The organism is Alteromonas sp. WD8-37 (assembly GCF_055326825.1).
Window position 1 is genome coordinate 295,498 of sequence record NZ_JBUZOV010000001.1, and the last position, 25,383, is coordinate 320,880.

Sequence of the window (25,383 nt, forward strand, 5' to 3'; positions counted from 1 at the left end):
CTTTCGGTTAAAGCGGCGTTTGTCCTCATTAAAACAGCACCATGAAAAGGGCACTCTAAAACCTGCTATTCTGGACAAACTGGAGCAGGCCATTGAGTCTGCGGTGGCCCGTCGTCAGTGGCGCCAGGAAAACTTACCCGCCATTGATTATCCGCCGCTACCGGTCAGCGATAAAAAAGATGACATCAAGGCGGCCATTGCGGCCCATCAGGTGGTGATCGTGGCCGGGGAGACCGGCTCAGGAAAAACCACTCAGTTGCCTAAAATCTGCCTGGAACTGGGCCGGGGTGTGGATGGCATGATTGCCCACACTCAGCCGCGCCGGCTGGCAGCACGCAGTGTGGCTAACCGCATCGCCGAAGAAATGCAGACCCCGCTGGGTGACAAGGTCGGCTTCAAGATCCGCTTTTCGGATAATGTCAGCGACAACAGCTATGTCAAGTTGATGACCGACGGCATGCTGCTGGCCGAAATGCAGCAGGATCGGTTTTTAAACCAGTACGACACCATCATCATCGACGAAGCCCACGAACGCAGTCTGAATATCGACTTTTTGCTGGGGTATCTGAAGCAGTTGCTGCCGCGCCGGCCTGATTTAAAAGTGATCATTACCTCGGCCACCATCGATCCGCAGCGCTTTTCGCGTCATTTCAACGACGCCCCGGTGATTGAAGTGAGCGGGCGTACCTATCCGGTGGAAATTCGCTACCGCGGGCCGGAAGAGCAGGGCGACGACCAGGACCAGGCCGATGCCATCATTGCTGCGGTGGACGAGCTCAGCCGTGAAGCACCAGGCGACATTCTTATCTTTTTAAGTGGTGAGCGGGATATTCGTGACACCCAGGATGCATTGCAAAAACAGCAGTATCGCAACACCGAAATCGTGCCACTGTATGCGCGGCTCTCCGCCGCCGAGCAAAACCGCATTTTTCAGTCACATACCGGCCGCCGAATTGTGTTGGCCACCAATGTGGCCGAAACCTCACTGACCGTGCCTGGCATCAAATATGTCATCGATCCGGGTACCGCCCGGATCTCGCGCTACAGCGCCCGCTCCAAGGTACAGCGCCTGCCTATTGAGCCGGTCTCACAGGCCTCGGCCAATCAGCGTGCCGGGCGTTGTGGACGGGTGTCTGACGGTATCTGTATTCGGCTGTACAGTGAAGAAGATTATCTGGGCCGGCCGGAATTTACCGACCCGGAAATCTTACGTACCAACCTGGCCTCAGTCATCCTGCAGATGCTGGCGCTGGGCTTGGGCGAAATCAGCCGCTTTCCCTTTGTAGAGCCACCGGATAATCGCAATATCAACGATGGTTTCCGGCTGCTTGAAGAAATTGAGGCCATTGGCAAACAGCAGGGTCGTGCTGTGCTGACTCCGATGGGTAAGCAAATCGCCCGGCTGCCCATCGACCCGCGCTATGCCCGCATGGTGCTGGAAGCGGATAAAACCAATGCGTTGCGTGAAGTGATGGTGATTGCCGCCGGTTTGTCGATTCAGGACCCGCGCGAGCGCCCCAGTGACAAACGCCAGCAGGCCGATGAAGCCCATCGGGAACATCTGGACAAAGACTCTGACTTTATCAGCCTGCTTAACACCTGGAATGCGTTTCGCGAACAGCAGCAGGCGCTGACCAACAATCAACTGCGCAAGTGGTGTAAGGCCAGCTTTTTAAATTATCTGCGCATGCGCGAATGGCAGGATATTGTCAGCCAGCTGAAAAAATCACTGGCCGAACTGCAGCTAGGTATTTCTTCTCAGGTTGCTGATTACCAGGCGGTGCATCAGGCCATTTGTGCCGGTTTGCTATCCCATCTGGGCACCAAAGACAAAGATCGTGAATACCTGGGCTCGCGCAATACCCGTTTTATGATTTTTCCCGGCTCCGGCCTGGCCAAAAACCAGCCCAAATGGGTAATGGCCGCCGAGCTGGTGGAAACCTCACGGCTGTTTGCGCGCATGAATGCCCGAATCGATCCGCGCTGGGTGGAGCCGCTGGCCAGCCACTTATCCCAGTCCAGCTACGCCGAGCCGCACTGGTCGAAAAAGCGCGGCGCGGTGCTGGCCTACGAAACCGTCACCCTGTTTGGCTTGCCTATCGTGACGCGCCGGGCGGTCGTTTACAGCCAGATTGACCCGGCGTTGTGCCAGCAGTTGTTTATTCGCGAAGCGCTGGTCAATGGTGATACCCGCTTAAACTATCCGTTTTTACAGGATAATCAGGCCTTGCTGGCGCAGGCTGATGAGCTGGAGCAAAAGGTGCGCCGCCGGGATCTAATGGTGGAAGAAGACACCCTGGTGGAGTTTTATGCCAATCGCCTGCCGGTAGAGGTCAATAACGAAGCGGCGTTCAAAAAATGGTACAAAAAACATCAGCGCAGTGTGGAGCTGACCTTTACCGAGGACGATGTGTATCGCCAGCAGCCCGATGCAGTGCAAAATGGCTACCCGGATGTGTGGAAGCAGGGCAACCTGACGTTGCCGCTCAGCTATCATTTTGAACCGAATGCCAAAGATGACGGGGTGACGGTGAATATTCCACTGCCAGTGCTCAACCAGGTCAGCCAGGTGGGATTTGACTGGCAGGTGCCGGGCTTGCGCCACGAATTGGTGGTGGCGCTTATCCGATCGCTGCCTAAACGGCTGCGCAAAAACTTTGTGCCGGCACCCAATTTTGCCGAAGCCTGCCTGGCTGATATCAGCCCGCAGGATAAAAACAACCGGCCGGTAGCGTTGCGTGACGCTTTATCTGACAAGCTGCGTAAAATGACCGGGGTGACAGTGGACGAAGAAGACTGGAACCTGGAAGGGGTGGATACCCATCTGGTGATGCATTTTGCGGTAGTAAACAACGACCAGCAGGTTATCGCCCGCGGTGATAATCTGGACAAGCTTAAGCAGCAATGTCAGGGCAAGGTGCAGCAAACCTTCGAACAGGCGGCGACCCCGGAGCTGGAACGTAAGGGCCTTAAACAATGGGATTTTGACAGCCTGCCAGCGACCTTTGTGCAAAAGGTGGGGGGCTTTGAAGTACAGGCATTTCCGGCGCTGGTGAAAAAAGGCCAGCAGGTGGACATTGAGCTGATTGATGATGAAGACCGTGCCCGCAAGCTGCATACCGATGGCGTCAACACCCTCATCCGTGCTGCCATTCCCTCACCGCTGGGCCATCTGGAAAAAAGCCTGCCCAACAAGGCCAAGCTGGGGCTGTATTTTAACCCATTTGGCCAGGTCAAAGCGCTTATCGATGATTGCATCTTTGCCGGCATTGATGCGCTGCGCCAGCAATTTGAAGCCAGGCAGGGCGAAGCGGTGCGCAGCGCCAGCCAGTTTGAAGGCTGTGTCGAATGGGTACGCGCTGAGATCAACGACATGGTTACTGAAATAGCACAGCAGGTGGAGCAGGGTCTGACCCTGGCCCATCAGTGCCAAAAACAGATGAAAGGCAACGTGCCGCTGACCATGGTGGGCGCCATGGGCGATATCAAGCAGCACTTAAACTCGCTGGTGTATCCAGGCTTTGTCAGTGACATTGGCGCTGCGCGGCTGGCCGACTGGCATCGCTACATCAAAGCCCTGGCGCGGCGCCTGGAAAAACTGCCGGTGGATCCAACCAGGGATCGTCAGGCCCAGATCACGGTGGAAAAAGTGCTGGCTGACTTTGACAAGGTGTGCCAGAAATACGCCCATAAAACGGTGCCGCAGGCCCTTAGCGAAGGACGCTGGATGATTGAAGAGCTACGGGTATCGCTGTTTGCCCAGCAGTTGGGCACGGCGTATCCCATATCGGCCAAACGCATCCAAAATTTTCTGGCTGAATTTTAAAGCCATTTTGCCACGCACCGCGTAAACAGCCCGACATGAGGTGCGAAACACTCACGAGGTTTGGGCCGCAACCGCCGGCCCTGTGTTGACAAGTTTTGGCTCACGCCCTATAACCAATAGACAGCAGGCGTTTTTTCAGGGCGTTCGGTCCGGTTCAGGAGATGTAAAATGTTGGGATACGACGACAAGCGTAACTTTTTTAGAATGATGGTCAATTCACCGTGTCAGGTGCAGATCAACGACGATGAATCCAGCCGCACATTGCAGGCCGTGTGCAAAGATATCAGCGCCACTGGCATGTCGCTGGAAGTGGATGAACCGTCGGTAGAGCTGGGCACTCAGGTGAAGGTGTCCATAGAGTCGACCAACTCGCAGATCCCATCACTGCAGGCGCTGGCCTCTGTGGTACGCTGCGTGGAGGAAACCCCCGTCAGTTGTATCATCGGTGTGGAAATTTCTGAGATGAAATGAGCTGTGGCCGGCTTGCGCCGGCCCCTGCGCACTGTTTGTCGCGCGTGAAGCGAGTCTCTGCCTAGTCCAGCACCTGGCACACTAGGCCTTTTAAGTAATAGCCTTCCGGATAAGCTGCTGCCACAGGGTGGTCCTGTGCCTGCGCCAGTCGCTCCACAATCTTGACGGTTCGGTTTGCATCCAACGCCGCATCGGCCACGATTTTTTGGAACAAATCTGCCGGCATCAGGCCCGAACAACTAAATGTTAGTAAAAAACCGCCAGGTTTGACCGCATGAATGCCATACATGTTGATGTCTTTGTAGCCCCGGGCTGCGCGTTTTAATGAGGCTTTAGAGTCGACAAATTTTGGCGGATCGAGGATCACCATATCAAACTGAGTGCCCGCCTGGTGATACTCGCGTAGCGCGGTAAACACATCCTGCTTCACCTGCGTCGCCTTAGTTGCATCAAGCTGGTTCATTGTCAGGTGCTGGGCGGCCAAATCCAGCGCGGGCTGGGAGACATCCACATTGGTCACATGACGGGCACCGCCAGCCAGCGCATAGACGCTGAACATGCCGGTGTAGCTAAAGCAGTTAAGCACGGTTTTGTCGCGGGCATAATGGCCGGCGCGGGCGCGGCTGTCACGCTGGTCCAGATAAAAGCCGGTTTTGTGGCCGCTGGCGATATCAATTTGCATCAGCAAGCCATTTTCTTTGACCTCTATCTGGGTCGGCGCATTCTCGGTAATGGGGCCGGCCAGTAATTCCAGACCTTCTTTTTTGCGCACATCTACATCTGAGCGCTCATACAGCGCCACATCCGGTAAAACTTTTTGCAGCGCCCAGACAATCTTTTTACGCTGGCGATCAGCACCGGCGCTCAGTAACTGCAGCACAGCGACCTGGGCATAGATATCAATAGTCACCCCGGGTAAGCCATCGGACTCGGCGGCAATCAACCGGTAGGCATTGGTTTGCTCCGGGTCCAGCACGGCACGGCGCAGGGTCAGAGCCTGCTCCAGCCGGCGCACAAAAAAGCCGTTGTCCACGGGTTCATCTTGCACAAAAGTCCAGATACGCACCCGAATTTGCGATTCCGGCGAATACGCACCACGGCCCAGCCAGCGGCCATCACTGGCCAGCACATCCACGGTATCGCCTGGCCGGCAACGCCCGTCCACGGTAGCAACCGCACTGGCAAACACCCAGGGGTGGCGGCGCAATAAGGATTTTTCCCGTTCGGGATGAAGAGTGATTTTTGCTGACATGAACGAGCCTGTGACACAAGAAAATGGCCGCGCAGTATAGCCTGATTCATCTTTTTTCACTATGGTCGCGTAATCGCTTGTACAACCCATGGCACAGGATCGCCCAATGCACTTTATTGATTATTCTTCTGACGCCGGTCCGCAAGGCCTGCGCATGGCTCAAACCGATGCGCCCAAGGTGGCGCCGGGAAAGGTGGTTATTCAGGTAAAAGCGTTTGGGGTCAATCGCGCTGACACCCTGCAGCGCCAGGGCAAATACCCGGCACCGCCTGGCGAAAGCCCGATCCTGGGCCTGGAAGCCGCCGGCACAGTGTTGGCAGTGGGCGAGGGTGTGAGCCGCTGGCAATGTGGAGATGAAGTATTCGGCCTGTTGCCCGGTGGCGGTTATGCCGAACAGGCGCTGGTGGATGAGGGCCATTTGATGGCCATTCCCGACGGAGTTTCTATGACCCATGCCGCCGGCCTGGCCGAAGTCTTTTTAACCGCTTATCAAGCACTGTTTACCATCGCCCAGGTACCGCCTAATGGGCGGGCACTGATTCACGCGGGGGCCTCCGGCGTCGGCCTGGCTGCGCTGCAATTGTGTAAGCTGCATAATATTGCCACTGCGGTGACCGCCTCATCTGCCGACAAGCTGGCCATGTGTGAACAAATGGGAGCGCAGCTGTTGATCAATTATAAAGAGCAGGATTTTGCCGAACAGCTCAGTGAGCACTGGCCAGAGGGCGTTAACGGCGTGGTGGATTTTGTCGGCGGTGATTATCTTAACCGCAATCTGAAATGCCTGGCGCAGGATGGCCACATCGTGTATCTGGCCATGCTGGCCGGGCGTTATGCCGACAAGCTGGATATGGCCTTGATGCTGGGCAAACGGGCGACCATCACAGGCTCCACGCTGCGTAGCCGCACCGATGCCTATAAGCGGGATTTGATTGCCCAGTTCAGCCAGACTTTTTTACCTGCCTTTGCCGATGGCCGGCTGCAGGTTAATGTGGACACTGTGCTGCCGGTCAGCGATATCAGCCAGGCGCACCAGCGGCTCGAAGACAACCAGACTCAGGGTAAGCTGATTGCCTATTGGCCGTAAGCATCATTACGCGGCAGGGGTGAAACCGTCATCTGGCTGGGTGGGGGCTTCGGCTGCTTCCCGGGCCAGCGCATCACAGCGTTCGTTTTCCGGGTGGCCGGAATGGCCTTTCACCCAGTGCCAGGTCACCTCATGCTTGCCGACAGCAGCATCCAGCTGGCGCCAAAGGTCAGCATTTTTTACCGGTTTTTTATCTTTGGTCTTCCAGCCATTTTTGCGCCAGTTGTGGATCCACTGATTAATCCCGTTTTTCACATACTGGCTGTCGGTGGTGATATCCACCTGACAGGCTTCGCTTAATTCTTCCAGCGCCACAATGGGCGCCAGTAGCTCCATGCGGTTATTGGTAGTTTTATAAAAACCGCCGGATAGCTCTTTGCGGTGCTGTTTGTAGATCATGATTGCGCCGTAGCCACCGGGGCCCGGATTACCCAGGCACGAGCCGTCGGTAAAAATCTCAATTGCTTTTTTCGCCACACTGGCTCCTTTTTTTATGCTGGCCCATAGTCAGCAAATTTTGGCTTGGTATACTAGCAAAAAGTGCTAAGTAACGAGAAGTCTCCCATGCGTCAGATTGTACTGGATACCGAAACCACAGGTATTGATCCCAAAGAAGGCCACCGCATCATCGAAATCGGGTGTGTCGAGCTAATAAACCGCAAGCTGACCGGCAATCATTTTCATGTGTATATCAATCCGCAACGTGAAATTGAGCAGGAAGCCATTGAAGTTCACGGTATCACCAATGAATTTTTGGCCGACAAACCTTTGTTTGGTGATATTGCCGAAGATTTTGTCGAGTTTATCCGTGGTGCACAGTTAGTCATCCACAACGCGCCGTTTGACGTCGGTTTCATGGACCACGAGTTTGCGAAAGAGCCGACCACCCGCAATCTTAAAACAGCCGATATTTGTGGCATTCTGGACAGCCTGGCGCAGGCCCGCAAGGTTCATCCGGGGCAAAAAAATAACCTGGATGCGTTATGTAAGCGCTATGGTATTGATAACAGCCATCGGGAATTGCACGGCGCATTACTCGATGCCGAGATCCTGGCCGATGTGTATCTGATCATGACGGGCGGCCAGACCGCCCTGAATCTGGCCGGCCAGGGCAGTGGTGAAAATTATGACAGCGGGGCAGTGCGCCGTTTGAGCCGTGGCGCAAATAAATTAAAGGTCATTCGGGCATCGGCCGATGAATTAGCACAACATGAAGCGCGCCTGGACATTGTGCAAGACAGCGCTGGCCAGTGTTTATGGCGGGCAGGCCTCAGCGAATAAATAATGCAAAGACTCACAATCGGGAAGTGGTTTAGACAAAGGTTATTATTGGCCAGCCTTGTTGCTGGCCTGGGGCCTGGTCTGGGATGTAGCGCCGCACACGCGCAAGATTCAGCGCCAGAAGTGCACCCACCAGCAGAACAAAATGCCCACGCGATACAACCGCCCAGCGCAGAGTTGCCCATCCGCGCTCTGGGCGATGCCTATCAAAATTCTATCAAATTGTTAAAAAACCGCTTTAGGGTCGACCCCGATGTGGATGAACTGACGCTGATTTTTTTTCGTGAGTATGGTTCGGCACCGGTGGTGCTGGTGCAGCCGGACGGCTCCAAGTTGTTCCAGGGGCGCGAAGATCAGCCGCAGGTGGAATGGTTTGATGAAGCCAGCTTTGACATGGTTAAAATCAGCCAGCCCACCCCCGGCCCCTGGCAGGCGGTCGGCCAGCTGTTACCAGGCAGCCGCATCATGGTGGTATCGGATATTGCGCTGGACGCACAGCCGTTGCCCGAGATGGTGTTTGCTGGGGAGATCCTCAAACAAACCGCAACCCTGGAGAATGGCGGCAAGGCGGTTTCTCATCCTGAATTTCGCGATGCGGTGGATTTAACCATCGAACTGGTCAGCACCAATAATGCTGATTACGACAATTTTGGCGCGGACAGCGAGATTGTGGCCACCTTTAAAGATGATGGGCTGGGCATGGATGAGCAGCGCATGGACGGTATTTTTACCGGGCAGTTTAATCTGACGGTGCCGGCCGGGCAATGGACACCGATTTTTCGGGTTACCACTCCTATGTTTACCCGTGAGCAAATTGACCCGCCGATTATCTTACATCCTAATCCGGTCAGCTTATCAGTGAGCCGGGCCAGTGAAGAAGAGCAATATCATACGCTGCAGATCGATGTAGATCGTAATCTGGTGGCCATCGAGTCTTTGATTGTAGATGGCAAGGTGCGCTATCCCAATGGGGATATACAAAATTTTTCATTAACCGAGCCGTCTGATGCGGTGCGCACCCACGATATCCTGGCCATGGAAGAAGGCCTGTTCAGAGTAAAACTGACTGTGTATGCCACCACGCTAACCGGCCGGGAGTTTATTTTAGATATTCCTGAGTACACCTTTGATGGCCGGCCACCACCGCCGGTGGTAGCCGAAGGGGCCAGCCAGGAAGAGCCGGGGGCCATGGACGCCGGCCAGGCCAGTGAGATGCAGGCCAGTGAGATGAATGTGCAAAACGCAGCGCAGAGCGAGCCGGTGACAGAGCCTGCTGCGCCCCCGGCGGAACCGGAAATGGCACAAAGTACCTTTATCTTATTGTTGGCATTAGTCAACGGCGGCATTCTGGTGATTGTGGTGGGCACTGTGTGGTTTCTAAAACGGCGGTCGGCCACCGCCCCGGCGCAAGTGTCATCGCCAGGCTGGTTAAGCCGCCTGACCAGCCGCTTTAAAAAATCGCCGGCCACTGATCAGAGTGAACAAAACTCTTAAAAAACAGTAAACTTGTTGGATATTTCAGCATTATGTTGATTACGTGTGCAATCGGTTACCTAATCCTTTTTTTTCGCAAAAAAAGCATTGACTCTTAATATCGATACTCGTATTATCTGCGCCGCAGTCAGGGGGAACCTGCTTTAAGGGCAAGTTTCAACTTACTGAAAATATTGAAAAAGTGGAGCGGTAGTTCAGTTGGTTAGAATACCGGCCTGTCACGCCGGGGGTCGCGGGTTCGAGTCCCGTCCGCTCCGCCACTTCAATAGCAAAAACTAAAGGCTTCGGAGCGGTAGTTCAGTTGGTTAGAATACCGGCCTGTCACGCCGGGGGTCGCGGGTTCGAGTCCCGTCCGCTCCGCCATTTAGTTTTGCATGCACCAGTGTGGAGCGGTAGTTCAGTTGGTTAGAATACCGGCCTGTCACGCCGGGGGTCGCGGGTTCGAGTCCCGTCCGCTCCGCCACATGTGCATCAATATCATTTCCTTTGCGGAGCGGTAGTTCAGTTGGTTAGAATACCGGCCTGTCACGCCGGGGGTCGCGGGTTCGAGTCCCGTCCGCTCCGCCACTTTCTTTGTCCATCAAATCCTTGGTTCAATGCCCGTATCACGGTACCATCACAGCAAGTAAAACCCTTGTTTGATTAGGTAAAATGGAACCATTACTTGTCTGTACGGACATCAGCAAAACCTACGATGATGGCGCAACCCAGACGGCTGTGCTGGATAATATCTCCTTTCATGTAAATGCCGCCGAACACATCGCCATTTTAGGCAGTTCCGGTTCGGGCAAAAGTACTCTGTTACATATTTTAGGCGGGCTCGATACGCCTTCTGCCGGCCAGGTCCACTTTGCCGGGCAATCCTTATTCAGCTTATCCAATACCCGGCTGGCTGCCTTGCGCAATCAGAAAATGGGTTTTATCTACCAGTTTCATCATTTACTGCCTGAATTCAGCGCGCTGGAAAATGTTGCCATGCCATTACTGATTGGCCAGCAGCCGGTTTCCGCTGCCCGCCAGCAAGCGGCCGAGATGCTTGAGCGGGTGGGCTTGTCGCACCGGCTGACCCACAAGCCTGGCGCCTTATCTGGTGGTGAACGCCAGCGGGTGGCCATTGCCCGGGCGCTGGTCAATAATCCGCAGCTGGTACTGGCCGATGAGCCCACCGGTAACCTCGATCATCAAACCGGGGTACAAATTTATCAGTTGCTGCAATCGCTCAGCCAGCAACTGGGGACCAGCTTTGTGGTGGTCACCCACGACACCGAACTGGCTGCCAAAATGGACCGTACCCTGACCATCCAGGACGGCCACCTGCAATCCACTACTGGGGCGCCGTTATGAGGCTGGCCTGGCAGTTGGCCCGGCGCTTTCGCCAGGCCCGGCAAACCAATCGGTATATCTCTTTTATCTCGTTTTCCTCTACATTTGGCATCGGACTGGGCTGTTTTGTGCTAATCACTTTGCTCAGTGTGATGAACGGGTTTGAGCGCGAGCTGACCCAGCGGATCCTGGCAATTATTCCCCATGGCGAGTTGTATTCGGTTTCCAACGAAGGGATCCAGGACTGGCAGCAAATCGCCGGTGAGTTGGCTGAGGACAGCCGCGTCAGCGATGTGGCGCCCTATACCAAGATCACCGGCATGGTCCAGCACAAAGGCCAGCTACGGCCGGTGGAACTGACCGGGATCCAGGCCACTGACGGCGGCCAGGCCAGCTGGTCACAGCAGGTATCTCAGGCTCACTGGCAACAATTTACTCAGTCTCCCAACAGTGTGTTACTGGGCAAGGGCTTAATGGACAAGCTGGCGTTGAGCCCGGGCGATAAAATCAGTGTGCTGGTGCCTGCCGCCAGCGGCGACCTGACCTTTAAAGCGCCATCACTGGTGCGCTTAAGCATTGCCGGTGCGCTGGATATTGGCGGGGAAATGGATAACTATCTGGGCCTGATGCATCTGCAAAAAGCCTCTGAAGAAGCCGGGATTGTATCCGGGGCGCAAGGCTTACGCTTTGTGCTTAACGACCCGTTTGCTGCACGCAACATTATGCGCGATATTGGCTACAGCTTTCCCCAGGCGGTGTATATGTCGGACTGGACCCGCACTCAGGGCCATTTGTATACCGATATCCAGCTGGTCAGGGTGGTGGTGTACATTGTGCTGACCCTGGTGATAGCCGTGGCGTGTTTTAATATTGTGTCCACCCTGGTAATGGCGGTACGTGAAAAGCGTGCAGCAATCGCCATATTAAAAACCATGGGCGCTACCGACCAATTGATCCGCCGCACATTTATGCTACAAGGCATGGTCAATGGGGTGATTGGCATTACGGTGGGTACTGTACTGGCGATACTGATTGCGCCTAATCTGGCCACCCTGGTGAAAGGCGCAGAAGCCGTCCTGGGTACTGAAATCTTGTCAGGCGATATCTATTTTATTGACTTTTTACCGTCCCAGCTGCAATGGCTGGATGTGGTGGTCACTGTGGTCGTGGCATTGCTGTTGGTGGTGCTGGCGACCTTATACCCGGCATCGCGGGCAGCTAAAGTGGCCCCGGCCAGCGCGTTAAACGGCTAGCCGGGCAGCAAGCTAGGCCGCAATCTTACTGATTGCGGTCAAAGTGCTCTAGGTCTACATCTTCTTCTTCGCGGCCCGCATTCATATCATTGTAACGGGCTTCATCCAGTTCATTTTCGCTCTTGGCAATAATACAGGCCACAGTACAGTCGCCGGTAATATTGATGGCGGTGCGGGTCATATCTAATAAGCGATCTACGCCAATGATCAAAGCAATACCCTCCACCGGCAAGTTTACCTGCTGAAGCACCATGGCCAGCATAATCAGGCCCACTCCAGGCACACCGGCAGTACCGATAGAAGCCAGCGTGGCAGTTAATACCACCATCAGATAATCCTGTAGTTCCAGGTTCACGCCATATACCTGGGCGATAAATACCGTGGCCACCCCCTGCATGATGGCAGTGCCATCCATGTTGATGGTGGAGCCCAACGGCAGGGTAAACGAAGACACCGATTTACCCACACCCAGTTTATTGCGGGCAGTTTCCATGGTCACCGGCAAGGTGGCGCTGGAGCTGGAAGTGGTAAAGGCAAACTGCGCCGCGTCGCGCATTTTTTTCAGCAGAATTACCGGATTTAAGCCGGTAAAGGATTTGAGCAGGATAGGATAGGTGACCAGACCGTGGATCAGTAGCACTGCCAGAACCAGCACAAAATATTTGGCCAGCCCGCCGAGCATCTCGCCGCCGATACTGGCAAACAATTTGGCCATCAGCACAAAGACGCCGTAGGGGGCGAGGTTCATGATGATGGTCACCAGGCGCATGATCACATGGTTAATGTCTTCAAAAAAGTTGGCCACCCGCTGGCCGGCTTTGCCACTCATGGCCATGGCAATACCAAACAGTACCGCAAAGATAATGATTTGCAGCATCTTGCCTTCAGCCATGGCACTGATGGGGTTGGTGGGGAACATATCCAGAATCACCTGACCCAGGCCCGGCGCTTCCTGAGCGGAATAGCTCACATCGGCTGGCGGGGTGACTTCACTGCCCGGTGCTACCATCAAAGCCAGACTCATGGCCAGTGTGATTGCGATGGCGGTTGTGAAAATATATAAGCCGATGGATTTGGCACCCAGCCGGCCCAGTTTGCTGGGCTCGGTCAGCGAGGAGACACCGCAAATAAGCGACACGAATACCAGGGGCACCACCAGCATCTTCAGGCTGGCGATAAAGATTTGGCCGAGAGTGGAAAATATACCTTCTACCAGAATGTTATACGTGGAAAAGGTGTATCCAAATATCGTGAAGCGTAAATCTCCGCTATCATCAAAAACCAGTTTAAGCAGAAATCCGATCAAAATCCCGGCGATCATGCCGATAAAGATTCGGGTGGTCAGACTATACTTGTGTGCGCTTTGAGACATGAATGTTCCCTGAAACTTCTGTTTTTATTCTTCGTAACGCGGGTAGTGTGCCAGATTTACAAAAGATTTAACAAGAAAACACACCATTCACCAGAAATAGAGGTTCAGGAAGTTGAATATGCGTGCAATTGGTCAGTCGCTGGTATGTATTAGCGCACTTTTTATGCTGGCAGGCTGTGGTGGCGGGGAGTCACTGGAACGTGATTCGAGTACCACAGGGTCAACCAACAATACCAGTACCGGCAGTAATGGGACTACTGCCGATCCGGTGTACACAGTGACGGTGGATACCCTCAATGCGGATGGCCAGAGCGATAAAGACTTAAGTCAGGGCAATACCCTGACTCTGGTGGCTACCGTGACCGATCAAGACGGCAACCCTAAAGCCGACGACCTGATTACCTTTTCATTGTCCAACGACCAGCTGGCCAATTTCAGTAACGACACCGGCACTGCCCGCACCAACGACCAGGGCGTCGCGCAATTAGGCTTAAGCGTAGGCGATCTGGCCGGCGATGGTCAGGTTACCGCAACCACCAGTGGCGGCGAAGCCGGTACCACCACCTTTTCGTCATCCGGTATCGCCCAGGTGGCTGAACAGCCTGCAACCCTGAATTTGTTTACCGATAAAGTGCAGTTGCCCTCCAGCGGTTCTGACAGTGCCCAGCTTACTGCACTGGTGAAAAATGCCCAAAGTGTATTGATGGAAGGCATCAATGTATCCTTCTCTGCGCCGGCCGACTCTGGCGTGGAAATTCAGGTGGACCAGAACCAGACCGATGCCAGTGGCCGTGCGCTGGCCACCTTATCCACCCGCAATAATGCGCAAAACCGTCTGGTGGAACTGACCGCCACCGTGGGCGAACTGAGCCAGGTACTGACCGTTGAAATTGCCGGCACTGAAGTGACCATCAATGGCCCGCGCTCGGTGATTATAGGTGACCAGGTGCCATTGACCCTGCGGGTCCAGGATTCTGACGGCGTGGCCATTGCAAATCAGTCTATTACCTTATCAGCCGATACCGGCAGCCTGAGTAACACCACCGTGACCAGTGGCAATAATGGTCAGGTGGAAGTGATGTATCAAGGCAGCGCATCCGGGGTGGATACCATCCGTGCAGAGGCGTTAAATGCCCAGGCGCAATTTACCCTGACGGTGCAGGAAGACGATTTTACCTTCACCGGCGTACCCGCAGCCGAAATCGAGTTGAATCAAAGCCAGGTATTAACCGTGACCTGGAACAAAGATGAAAGCCCGTTTGCCAACGGCCAGGTGGATTTTACCGCCTCGCGCGGCACCATTACCGCCGGTGCCAGCACCACCACCGATGCGAGTGGCCAGGCTTCGTTTACCATTGAATCTGACAATGCCGGTTTTGCGGCCATCACCGCCACCGGTACCGATAACAATGGTGATGAAGTGACCGCACAATTACAGATTGAGTTTATCGCCACCATGCCTGACTCGGTGCTGGTAGATGCCACGCCGGATATCGTCGGCCCGGATGGCCAGACCAGCACCATCACCGCCATTGTGCGCGATGCCGCCGGCAACCTGGTGAAAAATGCCGTGATCAGCTTCAATGTGGATGACACCAGCACCGGTTCTATCGCCCCGTCCCAAGCCACTACCGACAGCAATGGCGTGGCCTCTACTGTTTTTACCTCAGGCGCGGTTTCCAGTGAGGATGCAGTGGTAGTAACCGCACAGTATGTGGAAGACCCCGCAGCTCAGGGAAGCGTAGTACTTACAGTAGGCAACCGTGCTTTTGATATTTCGATTGGTACCGGCAATCTGGTAGAAAGCCAGGACGCTGCCACCTACTTAAAAGAATTCACCGTATTTGTCACCGATGCTGCCGGCCGCCCTGTGGCCGAAGAATCACTAACGGCTTCTGTTACACCAAACCGTAACCCCAACGGCGGCGAATACCGTCAGGGCACCTGGTTGTGGAGTGAAGAGCGTTCGTTATGGCTGCTTGATTTGGCCACCGAAAAACGCTGTATGAATGAAGATATTAACAAAGACGGGATTTTGCAGCCTGAAGAAGACTTTAATAATGATAATCTGCTTACTCCAGGTATCGTCGGCAGTATCACGTTTAAAGACAACATTAGCACTACCGATGCTAATGGCCAGGCGACATTGCAGTATCGTTATCCCAAAGCGTATGGTGCCTTTACCGATGTGGAAATCGCGGTATTTACCCGCTCTACTGGCAGTGAGGCAGCCGCCGATATGAAATACACGCTGGGTGTTGCCGCCAGTGACTTATCTGATGAAGCTTCTCCGCCCCCCATCAGCCCGTTTGGTGATGGCACAGAGCTTTGTCAGGAAATCACCAACTAACATACAAGCCAAAAAAAAACGGTGCCAACAGGCACCGTTTTTTGTCTATCTGACTAACTGATTAGCCTTGCTGGAACGGGTAGACCGAACCAATATTCAATAACTGGGTCAGCTCATCTAACGCTGTGCGAGACTCGATCAGTAGCTGCGGGTCGCGCAGGTCGTCCTCGCGCAACTCGTCGCGATAATGCTTGTCGACCCAGGCATTTAACCGTGCAAACTGGGTATCGTTAAGCAACGTGTTTGGATTGACTGCCGCCAGCTCGTCATCGTTTAAGGCAACACGCAAACGCAGACACGCGGGGCCGCCGCCATTGCGCATACTTTGCTTCACATCAAAATATTTGACCTGCTTGATGGGCGTATTCATGCCGACCAGCTCATCTAGGTAGCGCGACACTGCAGGATTTTCCTGACATTCGGTAGGCGCGATGATAGCCATTTCACCATTGGGCAGGGTGATGATCTGGGTATTGAATAGATAGGTTTTCACCGCATCTTCGATAGACACTGCCGAAGTTGGTACTTCAATAAAGTGCAATTCGCTATCACCAAATTTTTGCCGTACCTCGGCCAGTGCCTGGTCTTTGGCATAAAATGCCTGCTCATGGAAAAACAGAACATTCTGGTTGCCCACCGCAATCACATCATTGTGGAATACGCCCTGGTCAATCACATCCGGGTTTTGTTGGATAAATACCGTAGACTCGTCATCCAGGCCATGCAGACGGGCGATAGCCTGAGAGGCTTCCAGTGTCTGGCGGGCAGGAAAACGGGTCGGCGCCGGCTTGCTGCTGTTAAAGGCATAACGGCCGTACACAAACAGTTCAACCCCGGCGTGGCCGTATTCATTACACAAACGGGTATGGTTGGCAGCACCCTCATCACCAAAATGCTCGTTGTCCGGCAGATGAGTGTGATGGGCAAAATATTTATCGTTGGCAAAGGTGCCTTTTAAAATGCGCCCGGTTACCTGCGGCTCCAGCGAACGGTGAAATTTATTGGTCAGGTTAGCCGGGGTAAAGTGCACCCGGCCATCAGCCGTATCCGCACTGGGCGAAATGGTGGCAGCATTGGCGGTCCACATGCTTGAAGCAGAACAGCATGCCAAGAACACCTGGCGCGATTGCTTAGCCGCGGCTTCCAGCACACGGGCATCAGAGCCGGTAAAGCCCAGACGACGCAAGGTATTAAGATCAGGCCGTTCCTGTGGCGCCAGTACGCCCTGTGTCATGCCCATATCGGCCAGCGCTTTGGCTTTGGCCAGGCCTTGCTTGGCGGCCTGGCGGGGGCTGCTTATGGCATTGGCGTTACTTAAAGAGGCAACATTACCAAACGATAAGCCGGCATAATTGTGGGTGGGTCCTACCAGGCCGTCAAAGTTCACTTCAAAATGCTTCATGCGTTCCTCGGTCTGTCTGAATGACAACAATGTGCCATAATTGGAGGCGGTCTTTTTTGCCCGGTGCTGCGTAATTTGAGTTGAATCTGCAGCCACAGACACGTAAATTCCGCGCTGGAATGGCCCGCATTATACGGCTTTTCCGGGCGATGCCAATCAGGTTGGTTAAAAATTGGCCGCAATTTGAACGGGAAAAAAGCGCTTAGCCGAATAACTATTAAGAAGATCTTGTTTTCCATTCACTTTGTCGATATATGTTAAAAAAGCACAGGCGTCATTCAGGCATTCACGACGACGCGAAATTCTTTCTATTAGCGCTGTAAGCTAATGATTAAAAACAGGTTTATTTCAATTTTATGGCAAAATCACTGGTCATAGTCGAGTCGCCGGCCAAAGCCAAAACGATAAATAAATATCTTGGTAAAAATTTTATCGTAAAATCTTCTGTGGGCCATGTCCGCGACTTGCCTACCAAAGCCTTAGGCAAGGTAGAGCCTAAAAAACCGGCAAAAGAACTGAAATCCTATTCGGACGAAGAACGGGCCGAATACCTGCGCCATTACGAGTACCGTAAACTGGTGGATCGTATGGGCGTAGATCCGCAAAATGACTGGCAAGCTCACTATCAGGTATTGCAGGGCAAAGAAAAGGTCGTCAACGAACTTAAAAAGCTGGCCAAAGATGCCGACACTATCTATCTGGCAACGGATTTGGATAGAGAAGGGGAGGCCATTGCCTGGCATTTACGCGAACTGCTGGGTAACAAAAATCAGTCGTATCAACGTGTGGTATTTAACGAAATCACCAAAAATGCCATTCAGGAAGCGTTCTCAGCCCCTGGTGAAGTCAATGTAGACCGGGTTAATGCCCAGCAGGCCCGGCGCTTTTTAGACCGGGTAGTGGGCTTTATGGTCTCGCCATTGCTGTGGAAAAAAGTTGCCCGGGGCTTATCTGCCGGCCGCGTTCAGTCAGTGGCGGTGCGCCTTGTGGTAGAGCGTGAGCGTGAGATCAAAGCCTTTGTGCCGGAAGAGTTCTGGGACATCCATGCCGATCTGCAATCTGCTGACAGCACAGCGCTGCGCATGCTGGTTAACCGCTATCAGGGCAACGCCTTTAAGCCGGTTAACAAAGACCAGGCTGAGACAGCGGTGGCCCAGCTACAGCAGGCCGATTATGTGGTAGACAGCCGTGAATCCCGGCCCACCCAGAGTAAGCCGTCGGCGCCGTTTATCACCTCCACGCTACAGCAAGCGGCCAGCACCCGCTTAGGCTTTGGGGTGAAAAAAACCATGATGATGGCCCAGCGCTTGTACGAAGCTGGTCACATCACCTATATGCGTACCGATTCCACCAATCTGTCCCAGGAAGCACTGGACAGTTGCCGCAGCTACATCGACGATAATTTTGGCGGCCGCTATCTGCCGGAGAATCCGATTCGATATGGCAGCAAAGAAGGGGCTCAGGAAGCGCACGAAGCCATCCGTCCGTCCAGTGTCACTACCAAATCAGAGCATTTGGGAGATATGGAGCGTGACGCTCAGCGTTTGTATGAACTAATCTGGCGCCAGTTTGTGGCGTGTCAGATGACCCCGGCCAAATATGACGCCACCACGGTCAAAGTCAGCGCTGGCGATTATGAGCTGGTGGCTAAAGGCCGGGTGCTGCGCTTTGATGGTTGGACCAAGGTTCAACCGCAGGTCCGTAAAAAAGGCGAAGAAGACAAGCTACTTCCAGATGTGCAGCAAGGCGATAGCCTGAAGCTCAAAGACCTGGATCCCAAACAGCACTTTACCAAACCGGTGGCGCGCTACAATGAAGCTTCGCTGGTTAAAGAGCTGGAAAAACGCGGCATTGGCCGGCCGTCAACCTATGCCAGCATCATTTCGACCATCCAGGATCGCGGCTATGTGCGGCTGGAAAATAAGCGTTTCTATGCTGAAAAAATGGGTGAGATCGTCAACGACCGTTTGATGGAAAATTTTGACGACCTGATGAGTTTTGATTTTACCGCCAACATGGAGCAACAGCTCGATGATATCGCCGGCGGAAACAAAAACTGGAAGCAGGTGCTTAACGACTTTTATGCCGACTTCTACAACAAGCTGCTGACCGCGGAAAAAGACACCGATGAAGGTGGCATGCGCGTGAATCAGGCCATCCCGGCGGGTATCAGCTGTGAAAAATGTGGCCGTGAAATGAACGTGCGCACCGCCAGTACCGGCGTGTTTTTAGGCTGTTCGGGCTATAATCTGCCACCAAAAGAACGTTGCACCAACACCATGAACCTGATCCCGGGCGATGAAGTGGTCAAGGTTGATGATGATGAAGAGTTAGAAACCGAAGCGTTGCGCGCGAAACGTCGCTGCCAGAAGTGCGGTACCGCCATGGACAGCTATTTGGTGGATGAAACCCGCAAACTGCATGTGTGCGGTAATGCGCCCACCTGTGATGGCACTTATGTTGAATCTGGTACCTTCAAAATTAAAGGCTATGATGGTCCTCTGATCGAGTGCGACAAGTGCGGCCATGATATGGAGCTGAAAAACGGCCGCTTTGGCAAGTATTTTGGCTGTACCAACGACGAATGTAAAAATACCCGTAAATTGCTGCGTAGCGGCGAGCCGGCGCCACCGAAAGAAGATCCCGTGGATTTGCCAGAGCTGGAATGTGAAAAAAGTGATGCCCACTTCGTATTGCGCGATGGCGCATCGGGGATCTTTTTAGCCGCGCATAATTTTCCTAAGTCGCGTGAGACTCGTGCGCCAAAAGTGGCCGAACTGGCCCGCTTCAGGGAGAGAATTTCGCCGAAATTCCATTATCTGGCTGATGCACCGCAACAGGATCCGGATGGCAACCCCACCATCGTGCGCTTTAGCCGCAAGACTAAGCAGCAGTATGTGATGTCAGAAAATGACAATGGTAAGTCCACCGGATGGTCTGCCTGGTACGATAATGGTAAGTGGGTGGCAAAAGACACCCGCAAAAAATCAAAGTAAGGGGGTGAGCCATGGCATCGCTTCAGGACCAATTGCTTAAAGCCGGGCTGGCCGACAAAACATCGGCCAAACAGGCGCGGCAGGATAAGCGTAAAAAGCAAAAGCTCAAAAATAAACAAAAACAGCCGGTGGTGGATGAAACCACCGCCGCTGCGCAACAAGCTGCAGAAGCCAAAAAAGCCCGCGATCGGGAATTGAACGAGCAGCAACAGGCCGCCCGTGAGCAGCGTTCAATCGCTGCGCAGGTGCGTCAGTTGATTACCATCAACACTCAGGATCCTGGCAAGCCGGATGTGGTGTTAAATTTCACTGACGATAATGTGGTTAAGCGCATGCATGTGAGTGAGCAGGTGCGGGTGCAGGTAACCCAAGGCCGGCTGGCAGTGGTGAAACTGGATGACGCGTATCGGTTGGTGCCGATGCCGGTGGCCGATAAGATCGCCCAGCGTGATGAAGCATCTGTGATCCATCGCGCTGATAAGCATACCAGCCAGGCAGAACAACATCAGGAAGAAGATGATTGGTATGCCGATTATCAGATCCCGGATGATCTGACCTGGTAATACAGCGCTATCGCTTGCCTGGCGAAGAAATAAAGCTTGACACTTGTTTGCCCCGGCATATCGCCGGGGCAATGTTTATCTGGCGCCTAACAAGCTTTTCAGGCGTTTTTGGTAGTAGCAGATAGCTGCCAGCAAACCAGCCACACAACCGCCTAATATAGCCGCTGAAAAGCTGTTAGCGGCCACACCAACTATGATCATAGAGCCTATGGCTACGCCCAGTAACAGGGCGACAACCGGTAACAAGACAAAAGCAAGTTGAACAGAATGCAGCGCTCTGCGCTGTTGTTGAATTTCGACCGTCCGTGACATTAACTTCTCCTTAACGAAATATTGTAATATTCATCCCTGCCGCAGCCCGGCCAGTCACTTCTCAGGCAGACCTGAGGGGGCAGGAAAGCCGCCAGTATAGCATTGAATTATCTTCACTAAAGCTGAACCTTTATATAACAAAAAGTTAATCTATTGCGATTTTAGCGCAAGCCTTGTCTGATGTGCGCTGCAGCTTGCTTAGCCCCGGGCACTGTACGGTAAGTTATTGGTCTGGCAGGTAAACAAATTGATCTTTTTGCGCTGCTCAGCGATACCTTTTGTGTTCAAACAAATGGATTGCGGCCTTGCCACACACCCTGGCTGTGGATCCATTGCGGCAGCGCTCATCGTTACCCTGATGAGCACCATACCGCCCCTGTGACGCTGGCGTCAGGAACCGCGCCTGTAACGCTTATGCACAGTATAAAAACCATTTTAAACAAGGTGTATAAATGAAACACACAATCACCGGGTATTCTGTACTGTTTCTCAGTACGCTGGCTGCCTCGCCCACCTTTGCTGACGAGCTGCCAGTGGATATTGGCGGCCATGTACGAGTCAACTATGGCCATCTCGACTGGCAGGAATCTGAAATCCGCGATGGCTTTGAATTTGAATCGCTGCGGCTCAACTTATCCGGGGAGCTGGATAAGTTTTCCTATAAAGCTGAGTACCGCTGGTACGAAAATGTTGATTTCGATACCGTGCGTTATGCCGATCTTACCTATACATTCGATGAAGAGCTCAGTGTAACCGGCGGCATCACCAAAGTGCCGTTTGGTTTATTGCCCTTTGCGTCTAACAGTTTTTGGTTTTCGGTTAATTATTACATCGGCTTTGAAGATGATTATGATGCCGGCTTTACCACGAATTACACCCGGGGCAACTGGGATTTTCATGCCGGATATTTTTTGAATGATGAGTACAATGATGCCGCTACCTTTGGCCGCTACACCTTTGATGTGGCTGATGACGGTGAGTTCCGCAACCAGGAAGACGGTCAGTACAACCTGCGGGCAAATTACACCGGGCGTTGGATCGACGGCGCTTCCACCGATGTGGGGGTCTCCTTTCAGTACGGCGATATCCTGAACCTGGACACGCTGGAACACGGTGACATGTCAGCTTATGCCTTGCACCTGCGCCATATACAGGGGCCGTTCAAAGTTGAATTGCAGTATATTGATTTTGACTATGACCTTGAGGCACCAGAAGGGCAGCTGCGCGACCGGATTGCCATGTCATCGTTTACCTTTCCGTTTTTGCAGGTTGCAGAAGGGTCGAGCATTATGACCAATCTGGTCTACACCGTACCCTATAAATTTGAAAATGTGTCAGATGTGACCTGTTACACCGAATACAGTCAGGTCAGTGGCGATGTGGATAACGAAAAAACCTCGTCACAGTGGGTAAATGGCTGCAGTTTTGGCTGGGATAAACTGTTTGTGTATGTTGATAGTATCCGAGGCCGCAACATGTGGTTCTCCGGCGGCCCGGGCATTGGCCTGGACCTGGGTGGACTGCAAGACACCACACATCGTCTTAATATCAGTTTAGGGATTTATTTTTAAAAGGTTTTGTTATGCGCTCACTACTAACCCGTGTCTTATTTGTTGCTTCCGCGCTGTTATTTAGTGCCAACAGTGCGGCTCATGCCTGGCTCAAACTGGAGCTGGCAACCTCTGAATATCCGCCGTATACCTCCACCGAGATGGAATACAATGGTTATATCAACCACATCATCAATCAGGCGTTTTTAGAAACCGGTGTGGTCATCGAATATTCATCCCTGCAATGGGATGACGCCATCGAAGCCGCGCGCAAGGGCGACTACGATGCGGTCTCCTACGGTAACTATGTGCGTGCCCGTGAAGACGAGTTCTGGCATAGCAAGCCTATTACCGCCGAAAATCTGATTTTATATGTGCGCAAAGATGGCCAGCTGAAAGAGTGGCAAACGCTGGAGGATCTGAAGCAATACAAGATGGGCGTGACCAAAGGCTATTTGTATACCGACGAGATTGCCGAATACATTGAGCAGGGCAAAAATGTGCAGGTGTTTGAATCAGATGAAGCCAACTTTAATGCGTTGTTGGAAGGCAAGATTGATGTCTTTCCGGTCGATGAGCTGACCGGCTGGTATTTGCTGCAACGAGAGTTTTCTGACCAACAGCGCCGTCAGTTAATGCCTCTGGATACCTATCTGGCCACTGTGACCACGCATTTATTGGTACCCAAAGGTCGAAAAAACAGCCGCCTGATTCTGGAACTGTTCAACAGAGGCTTAGAACAAATGACTCTGGAAGGTAAAATGCAGCGCTTTAAGCGCTTATTAAAAGAGGGCTTTTATCAGCATCCCAAAAAACCGGTAAATTACGACCGGCGCTAGTCAGCACATCGGCGCAGCACCCGGGTGGGTGCTGCCTGCCATTGACAGGCTAGTACTGCGCCGAAGCCGTGCTAGCCAAACAGATATCGCTGCACCAGCATCCCATCCACCTCTTCCGCGCTATCCAGCAAACCACCACAACTTTTTATCAGCGCCACCGAAGACAGATTGTCTGCATGGCAGTGCACCTGCACCGGTTTGATGTGTAAATCCTTAGCCTGCTGCAGTGTGTAAGCCAACAGTAGCGCGCCTAACCCCAAGCGCCGGAAGGACGGGCGGATCCCGATGCCGATATGGCCACCAGCATGAGCGAGCGCCGGATTCAGATGATGTCGTAGGTTGGCCACCCCGGCCAGTTGGTTGTTGCAAATCAGCCAAAAGGTAGAATTGGGAACCAGACCTGCGGGCAAATTGTGACCGGCCGCAAAAGATTCCAGTGTGGCAATCAGGCCAGCAAAGTCCGCATGGCATAAATCCATGGGCATGGGATAGCGTTCTTCATCGCCCAGCTCAACAATATACTGGCGATAACACTGTTCAAAAGCCGGTGTCGGCGGAATGATTCGAATGTCCATATTCTGTCTTTGTTGTTCTTTTTGCCCACTCAGGCCCGGTGTTGCTGTAACCAGCGATCCAACTGATTGGCAAATTGCTGTTTTTCGGCCTCGGACAAAGCCGCCGGGCCGCCGGTTTGGATCCCGCTACTGCGCAGGGTATCCATAAAATCACGCATATTCAGCCGACTGCGAATATTGTCACGGGTATAATATTCACCCCGCGGGCTTAATGCGGTGCATTGTTTTTCAATCACTTCAGCCGCCAGCGGAATATCGCTGGTGATCACCAGCTCACCGGGCTGACAACGCTGCACAATTTCATTATCAGCTACATCGAAACCGCTAGCTACCTGTAACAGACGCACATATTTGGTCGCCGGGGTCTTCATATAGTGGTTTGCCACCAACACTGTGTCGGTGTGTGTGCGCTGTGCTGCGCGAAACAAAATTTCTTTAATCGGTGCCGGGCAGGCATCCGCATCAACCCAAAGTGTCACCAGGGCTCCTCATGCTTTTTTGGTAAGCTTACCTGATTGCTCGCTAATGTACACTGCTATTACGCGCCGGAGTTGGCCTGCGCCCTATCTTATTTGCCAGTGGCTGGCCGTGTCCCAGCCACTGGCAAATAAGATAGGGCGCCAGGTACATAATAAGCCCATACAGGCCGGCCACCAGGCTCACTGCCGGCATATCCAGAACCGAAATGGCTATCACCATGGCCAGCGCGGCGTTTTGGATCCCTACTTCAATGCATAGGGTTTTACAGGTTTGCAGCGGTTGCCCGCACAGCCGGCCCAAAAAACCGCCCAGCAGGCAGGTGCTCAGGCTCAGCAGGCCGACACTGCCCACCAACAGCACACTGCTTTGGCGCAAGGTGGCAAATTCGCGCCAAATCATGGTGAGTACCAGCACCACTAAAAACAATAAGGAAAAGCGCGCAAACACTGGCTGCGAACGCTGGGCAAAGCCCGGCAAGCCATACGCCACGGCCATGCCCAGGCATACCGGTAATAATGCAATCAGCGCAATATTGCCGCCTACCTGCCATACCGAGAATGGCTGGGCTGTGTCTTCTCCAAACCAGCTCAGAGCCAGTTGTACCAGCCAGGGCGTAGTCAGCACACACAGTAAGGTAGATAGCGCGGTGAGACTCACCGACAGCGGCAGGTTTGCCTTCAACAACTGGCTCATCACATTGGACATAGTACCACCAGGGCAGGCTGCCAGTAATACCAGGCCAATGGCGATTTCTGACGGCACCGGCAAGAGCATCGCAATAGCAATGGCGGTAGCCGGCATCAACAGCAGCTGACCGGCCAGCCCCAACAGCACTGGCGCAGGGGCCTGCCACAGGCGACGAAAGTCCTGCACCCGCAATGCCAGGCCAATGCCAAACATGATAGCTGCCAGTGCCAACGGCAACACCCAGTCAATGATAACGCCACCTTGCATCTG

20 protein-coding genes and 4 tRNA genes are annotated in these 25,383 nt (G+C 53.4%); 16 read left to right on the forward strand and 8 right to left on the reverse strand.

The genetic code is table 11. The features are described 5' to 3' along the window. Positions 1-19: 19 nt before the first annotated feature. Positions 20-3,826, forward strand: coding sequence for an ATP-dependent RNA helicase HrpA (hrpA, locus tag ACTUJZ_RS01370; RefSeq protein ID WP_463635221.1), 3,807 nt, complete (start codon positions 20-22; stop codon positions 3,824-3,826). A 168-nt stretch (positions 3,827-3,994) separates the two neighbouring features. Further along, positions 3,995-4,297 (forward strand): PilZ domain-containing protein, encoded by a 303-nt coding sequence (locus ACTUJZ_RS01375; RefSeq protein WP_463634471.1) that lies wholly within the window; start codon positions 3,995-3,997, stop codon positions 4,295-4,297. 61 nt (positions 4,298-4,358) lie between these two features. On the opposite strand, the gene ACTUJZ_RS01380 is transcribed toward ACTUJZ_RS01375, so the two are convergent. Beyond that, on the reverse strand, positions 4,359-5,549 hold the full coding sequence (locus ACTUJZ_RS01380; protein WP_463634472.1) for a class I SAM-dependent rRNA methyltransferase: 1,191 nt from the start codon (positions 5,547-5,549) through the stop codon (positions 4,359-4,361). Between the two features lie 106 nt (positions 5,550-5,655). Between ACTUJZ_RS01380 and ACTUJZ_RS01385 the strand changes: the two genes are divergently transcribed. Then, the gene (locus ACTUJZ_RS01385; protein ID WP_463634473.1) at positions 5,656-6,636 is read left to right on the forward strand and encodes an NAD(P)H-quinone oxidoreductase; all 981 of its coding nucleotides are present in this window, start codon (positions 5,656-5,658) and stop codon (positions 6,634-6,636) included. Between the two features lie 6 nt (positions 6,637-6,642). Here the strand turns inward: ACTUJZ_RS01385 and rnhA are convergent, their stop codons facing one another. Next, positions 6,643-7,113, reverse strand: coding sequence for a ribonuclease HI (rnhA, locus tag ACTUJZ_RS01390; RefSeq protein ID WP_463634474.1), 471 nt, complete (start codon positions 7,111-7,113; stop codon positions 6,643-6,645). A gap of 87 nt (positions 7,114-7,200) precedes the next feature. Between rnhA and dnaQ the strand changes: the two genes are divergently transcribed. The 8 genes from dnaQ (at position 7,201) to ACTUJZ_RS01430 (ending at position 11,987) form a co-directional block, all read left to right on the forward strand. After that, positions 7,201-7,917 (forward strand): DNA polymerase III subunit epsilon, encoded by a 717-nt coding sequence (gene dnaQ, locus ACTUJZ_RS01395; RefSeq protein ID WP_463634475.1) that lies wholly within the window; start codon positions 7,201-7,203, stop codon positions 7,915-7,917. Positions 7,918-7,965: 48 nt separating this feature from the next. Then, positions 7,966-9,411: a TIGR03503 family protein gene (locus tag ACTUJZ_RS01400; protein WP_463634476.1), complete on the forward strand. Its 1,446-nt coding sequence runs from the start codon at positions 7,966-7,968 to the stop codon at positions 9,409-9,411. A 183-nt stretch (positions 9,412-9,594) separates the two neighbouring features. Further along, positions 9,595-9,671: transfer RNA gene (locus ACTUJZ_RS01405), tRNA-Asp, on the forward strand. Positions 9,672-9,697: 26 nt separating this feature from the next. Beyond that, positions 9,698-9,774: transfer RNA gene (locus tag ACTUJZ_RS01410), tRNA-Asp, on the forward strand. Positions 9,775-9,797: 23 nt separating this feature from the next. After that, positions 9,798-9,874, forward strand: a tRNA-Asp gene (locus ACTUJZ_RS01415). 27 nt (positions 9,875-9,901) lie between these two features. Continuing rightward, positions 9,902-9,978, forward strand: a tRNA-Asp gene (locus ACTUJZ_RS01420). A gap of 84 nt (positions 9,979-10,062) precedes the next feature. Next, positions 10,063-10,755: a lipoprotein-releasing ABC transporter ATP-binding protein LolD gene (gene lolD, locus ACTUJZ_RS01425; protein ID WP_463634477.1), complete on the forward strand. Its 693-nt coding sequence runs from the start codon at positions 10,063-10,065 to the stop codon at positions 10,753-10,755. Then, the gene (locus ACTUJZ_RS01430; protein ID WP_463634478.1) at positions 10,752-11,987 is read left to right on the forward strand and encodes a lipoprotein-releasing ABC transporter permease subunit; all 1,236 of its coding nucleotides are present in this window, start codon (positions 10,752-10,754) and stop codon (positions 11,985-11,987) included. Before lolD ends, ACTUJZ_RS01430 begins: the two co-directional genes overlap by 4 nt. Positions 11,988-12,012: 25 nt before the next feature. Here ACTUJZ_RS01430 and ACTUJZ_RS01435 read toward each other — a convergent pair whose 3' ends face one another. After that, a complete protein-coding gene (locus ACTUJZ_RS01435; protein WP_463634479.1) occupies positions 12,013-13,359 on the reverse strand; it encodes a dicarboxylate/amino acid:cation symporter in 1,347 nt (448 codons plus the stop codon). 118 nt (positions 13,360-13,477) lie between these two features. Here ACTUJZ_RS01435 and ACTUJZ_RS01440 point away from each other — a divergent pair, with 118 nt between their 5' ends. After that, positions 13,478-15,709, forward strand: coding sequence for an Ig-like domain-containing protein (locus ACTUJZ_RS01440; RefSeq protein ID WP_463634480.1), 2,232 nt, complete (start codon positions 13,478-13,480; stop codon positions 15,707-15,709). Between the two features lie 61 nt (positions 15,710-15,770). Here ACTUJZ_RS01440 and astB read toward each other — a convergent pair whose 3' ends face one another. Then, on the reverse strand, positions 15,771-17,111 hold the full coding sequence (gene astB, locus ACTUJZ_RS01445) for an N-succinylarginine dihydrolase (RefSeq protein WP_463634481.1): 1,341 nt from the start codon (positions 17,109-17,111) through the stop codon (positions 15,771-15,773). Between the two features lie 356 nt (positions 17,112-17,467). Between astB and topA the strand changes: the two genes are divergently transcribed. Both topA and ACTUJZ_RS01455 read left to right on the forward strand, forming a co-directional pair. Beyond that, the gene (topA, locus tag ACTUJZ_RS01450) at positions 17,468-20,107 is read left to right on the forward strand and encodes a type I DNA topoisomerase (RefSeq protein ID WP_463634482.1); all 2,640 of its coding nucleotides are present in this window, start codon (positions 17,468-17,470) and stop codon (positions 20,105-20,107) included. A gap of 11 nt (positions 20,108-20,118) precedes the next feature. Beyond that, positions 20,119-20,670 (forward strand): DUF2058 domain-containing protein, encoded by a 552-nt coding sequence (locus ACTUJZ_RS01455; protein WP_463634483.1) that lies wholly within the window; start codon positions 20,119-20,121, stop codon positions 20,668-20,670. A 75-nt stretch (positions 20,671-20,745) separates the two neighbouring features. Here the strand turns inward: ACTUJZ_RS01455 and ACTUJZ_RS01460 are convergent, their stop codons facing one another. After that, positions 20,746-20,982 carry a hypothetical protein gene (locus tag ACTUJZ_RS01460; RefSeq protein ID WP_463634484.1) on the reverse strand — a complete coding sequence of 79 codons (237 nt, stop codon included), beginning with the start codon at positions 20,980-20,982 and terminating at the stop codon, positions 20,746-20,748. A gap of 452 nt (positions 20,983-21,434) precedes the next feature. Here ACTUJZ_RS01460 and ACTUJZ_RS01465 point away from each other — a divergent pair, with 452 nt between their 5' ends. Both ACTUJZ_RS01465 and ACTUJZ_RS01470 read left to right on the forward strand, forming a co-directional pair. Continuing rightward, positions 21,435-22,553: a porin gene (locus ACTUJZ_RS01465; RefSeq protein WP_463634485.1), complete on the forward strand. Its 1,119-nt coding sequence runs from the start codon at positions 21,435-21,437 to the stop codon at positions 22,551-22,553. 11 nt (positions 22,554-22,564) lie between these two features. Beyond that, positions 22,565-23,371 carry a substrate-binding periplasmic protein gene (locus ACTUJZ_RS01470; RefSeq protein WP_463634486.1) on the forward strand — a complete coding sequence of 269 codons (807 nt, stop codon included), beginning with the start codon at positions 22,565-22,567 and terminating at the stop codon, positions 23,369-23,371. Positions 23,372-23,442: 71 nt separating this feature from the next. Here the strand turns inward: ACTUJZ_RS01470 and ACTUJZ_RS01475 are convergent, their stop codons facing one another. Genes ACTUJZ_RS01475 through ACTUJZ_RS01485 form a run of 3 tightly spaced genes read right to left on the reverse strand, consistent with a single transcriptional unit; the run spans position 23,443 to position 25,380 of the window. Further along, entirely contained in the window at positions 23,443-23,946 is a 504-nt protein-coding gene (locus ACTUJZ_RS01475) for a GNAT family N-acetyltransferase (RefSeq protein ID WP_463634487.1), read from the reverse strand. A 29-nt stretch (positions 23,947-23,975) separates the two neighbouring features. Further along, on the reverse strand, positions 23,976-24,425 hold the full coding sequence (locus ACTUJZ_RS01480) for a YaiI/YqxD family protein (RefSeq protein WP_463634488.1): 450 nt from the start codon (positions 24,423-24,425) through the stop codon (positions 23,976-23,978). A 43-nt stretch (positions 24,426-24,468) separates the two neighbouring features. Then, positions 24,469-25,380, reverse strand: coding sequence for a bile acid:sodium symporter family protein (locus ACTUJZ_RS01485; protein WP_463634489.1), 912 nt, complete (start codon positions 25,378-25,380; stop codon positions 24,469-24,471). Positions 25,381-25,383: the final 3 nt, after the last annotated feature.

What these genes read in the sequence shown, in the direction of transcription:
- lolD (WP_463634477.1), top strand. Translation starts at nt 10,063, where the DNA reads ATGGAACCATTACTTGTCTGTACGGACATCAGCAAAACCTACGATGAT.
- ACTUJZ_RS01475 (WP_463634487.1), bottom strand. Translation starts at nt 23,946, where the DNA reads ATGGACATTCGAATCATTCCGCCGACACCGGCTTTTGAACAGTGTTAT.
- ACTUJZ_RS01465 (WP_463634485.1), top strand. Translation starts at nt 21,435, where the DNA reads ATGAAACACACAATCACCGGGTATTCTGTACTGTTTCTCAGTACGCTG.
- ACTUJZ_RS01460 (WP_463634484.1), bottom strand. Translation starts at nt 20,982, where the DNA reads ATGTCACGGACGGTCGAAATTCAACAACAGCGCAGAGCGCTGCATTCT.
- astB (WP_463634481.1), bottom strand. Translation starts at nt 17,111, where the DNA reads ATGAAGCATTTTGAAGTGAACTTTGACGGCCTGGTAGGACCCACCCAC.
- ACTUJZ_RS01385 (WP_463634473.1), top strand. Translation starts at nt 5,656, where the DNA reads ATGCACTTTATTGATTATTCTTCTGACGCCGGTCCGCAAGGCCTGCGC.
- ACTUJZ_RS01375 (WP_463634471.1), top strand. Translation starts at nt 3,995, where the DNA reads ATGTTGGGATACGACGACAAGCGTAACTTTTTTAGAATGATGGTCAAT.
- ACTUJZ_RS01485 (WP_463634489.1), bottom strand. Translation starts at nt 25,380, where the DNA reads ATGCAAGGTGGCGTTATCATTGACTGGGTGTTGCCGTTGGCACTGGCA.
- ACTUJZ_RS01430 (WP_463634478.1), top strand. Translation starts at nt 10,752, where the DNA reads ATGAGGCTGGCCTGGCAGTTGGCCCGGCGCTTTCGCCAGGCCCGGCAA.
- ACTUJZ_RS01470 (WP_463634486.1), top strand. Translation starts at nt 22,565, where the DNA reads ATGCGCTCACTACTAACCCGTGTCTTATTTGTTGCTTCCGCGCTGTTA.
- ACTUJZ_RS01455 (WP_463634483.1), top strand. Translation starts at nt 20,119, where the DNA reads ATGGCATCGCTTCAGGACCAATTGCTTAAAGCCGGGCTGGCCGACAAA.
- ACTUJZ_RS01440 (WP_463634480.1), top strand. Translation starts at nt 13,478, where the DNA reads ATGCGTGCAATTGGTCAGTCGCTGGTATGTATTAGCGCACTTTTTATG.
- ACTUJZ_RS01435 (WP_463634479.1), bottom strand. Translation starts at nt 13,359, where the DNA reads ATGTCTCAAAGCGCACACAAGTATAGTCTGACCACCCGAATCTTTATC.
- dnaQ (WP_463634475.1), top strand. Translation starts at nt 7,201, where the DNA reads ATGCGTCAGATTGTACTGGATACCGAAACCACAGGTATTGATCCCAAA.
- ACTUJZ_RS01380 (WP_463634472.1), bottom strand. Translation starts at nt 5,549, where the DNA reads ATGTCAGCAAAAATCACTCTTCATCCCGAACGGGAAAAATCCTTATTG.
- topA (WP_463634482.1), top strand. Translation starts at nt 17,468, where the DNA reads ATGGCAAAATCACTGGTCATAGTCGAGTCGCCGGCCAAAGCCAAAACG.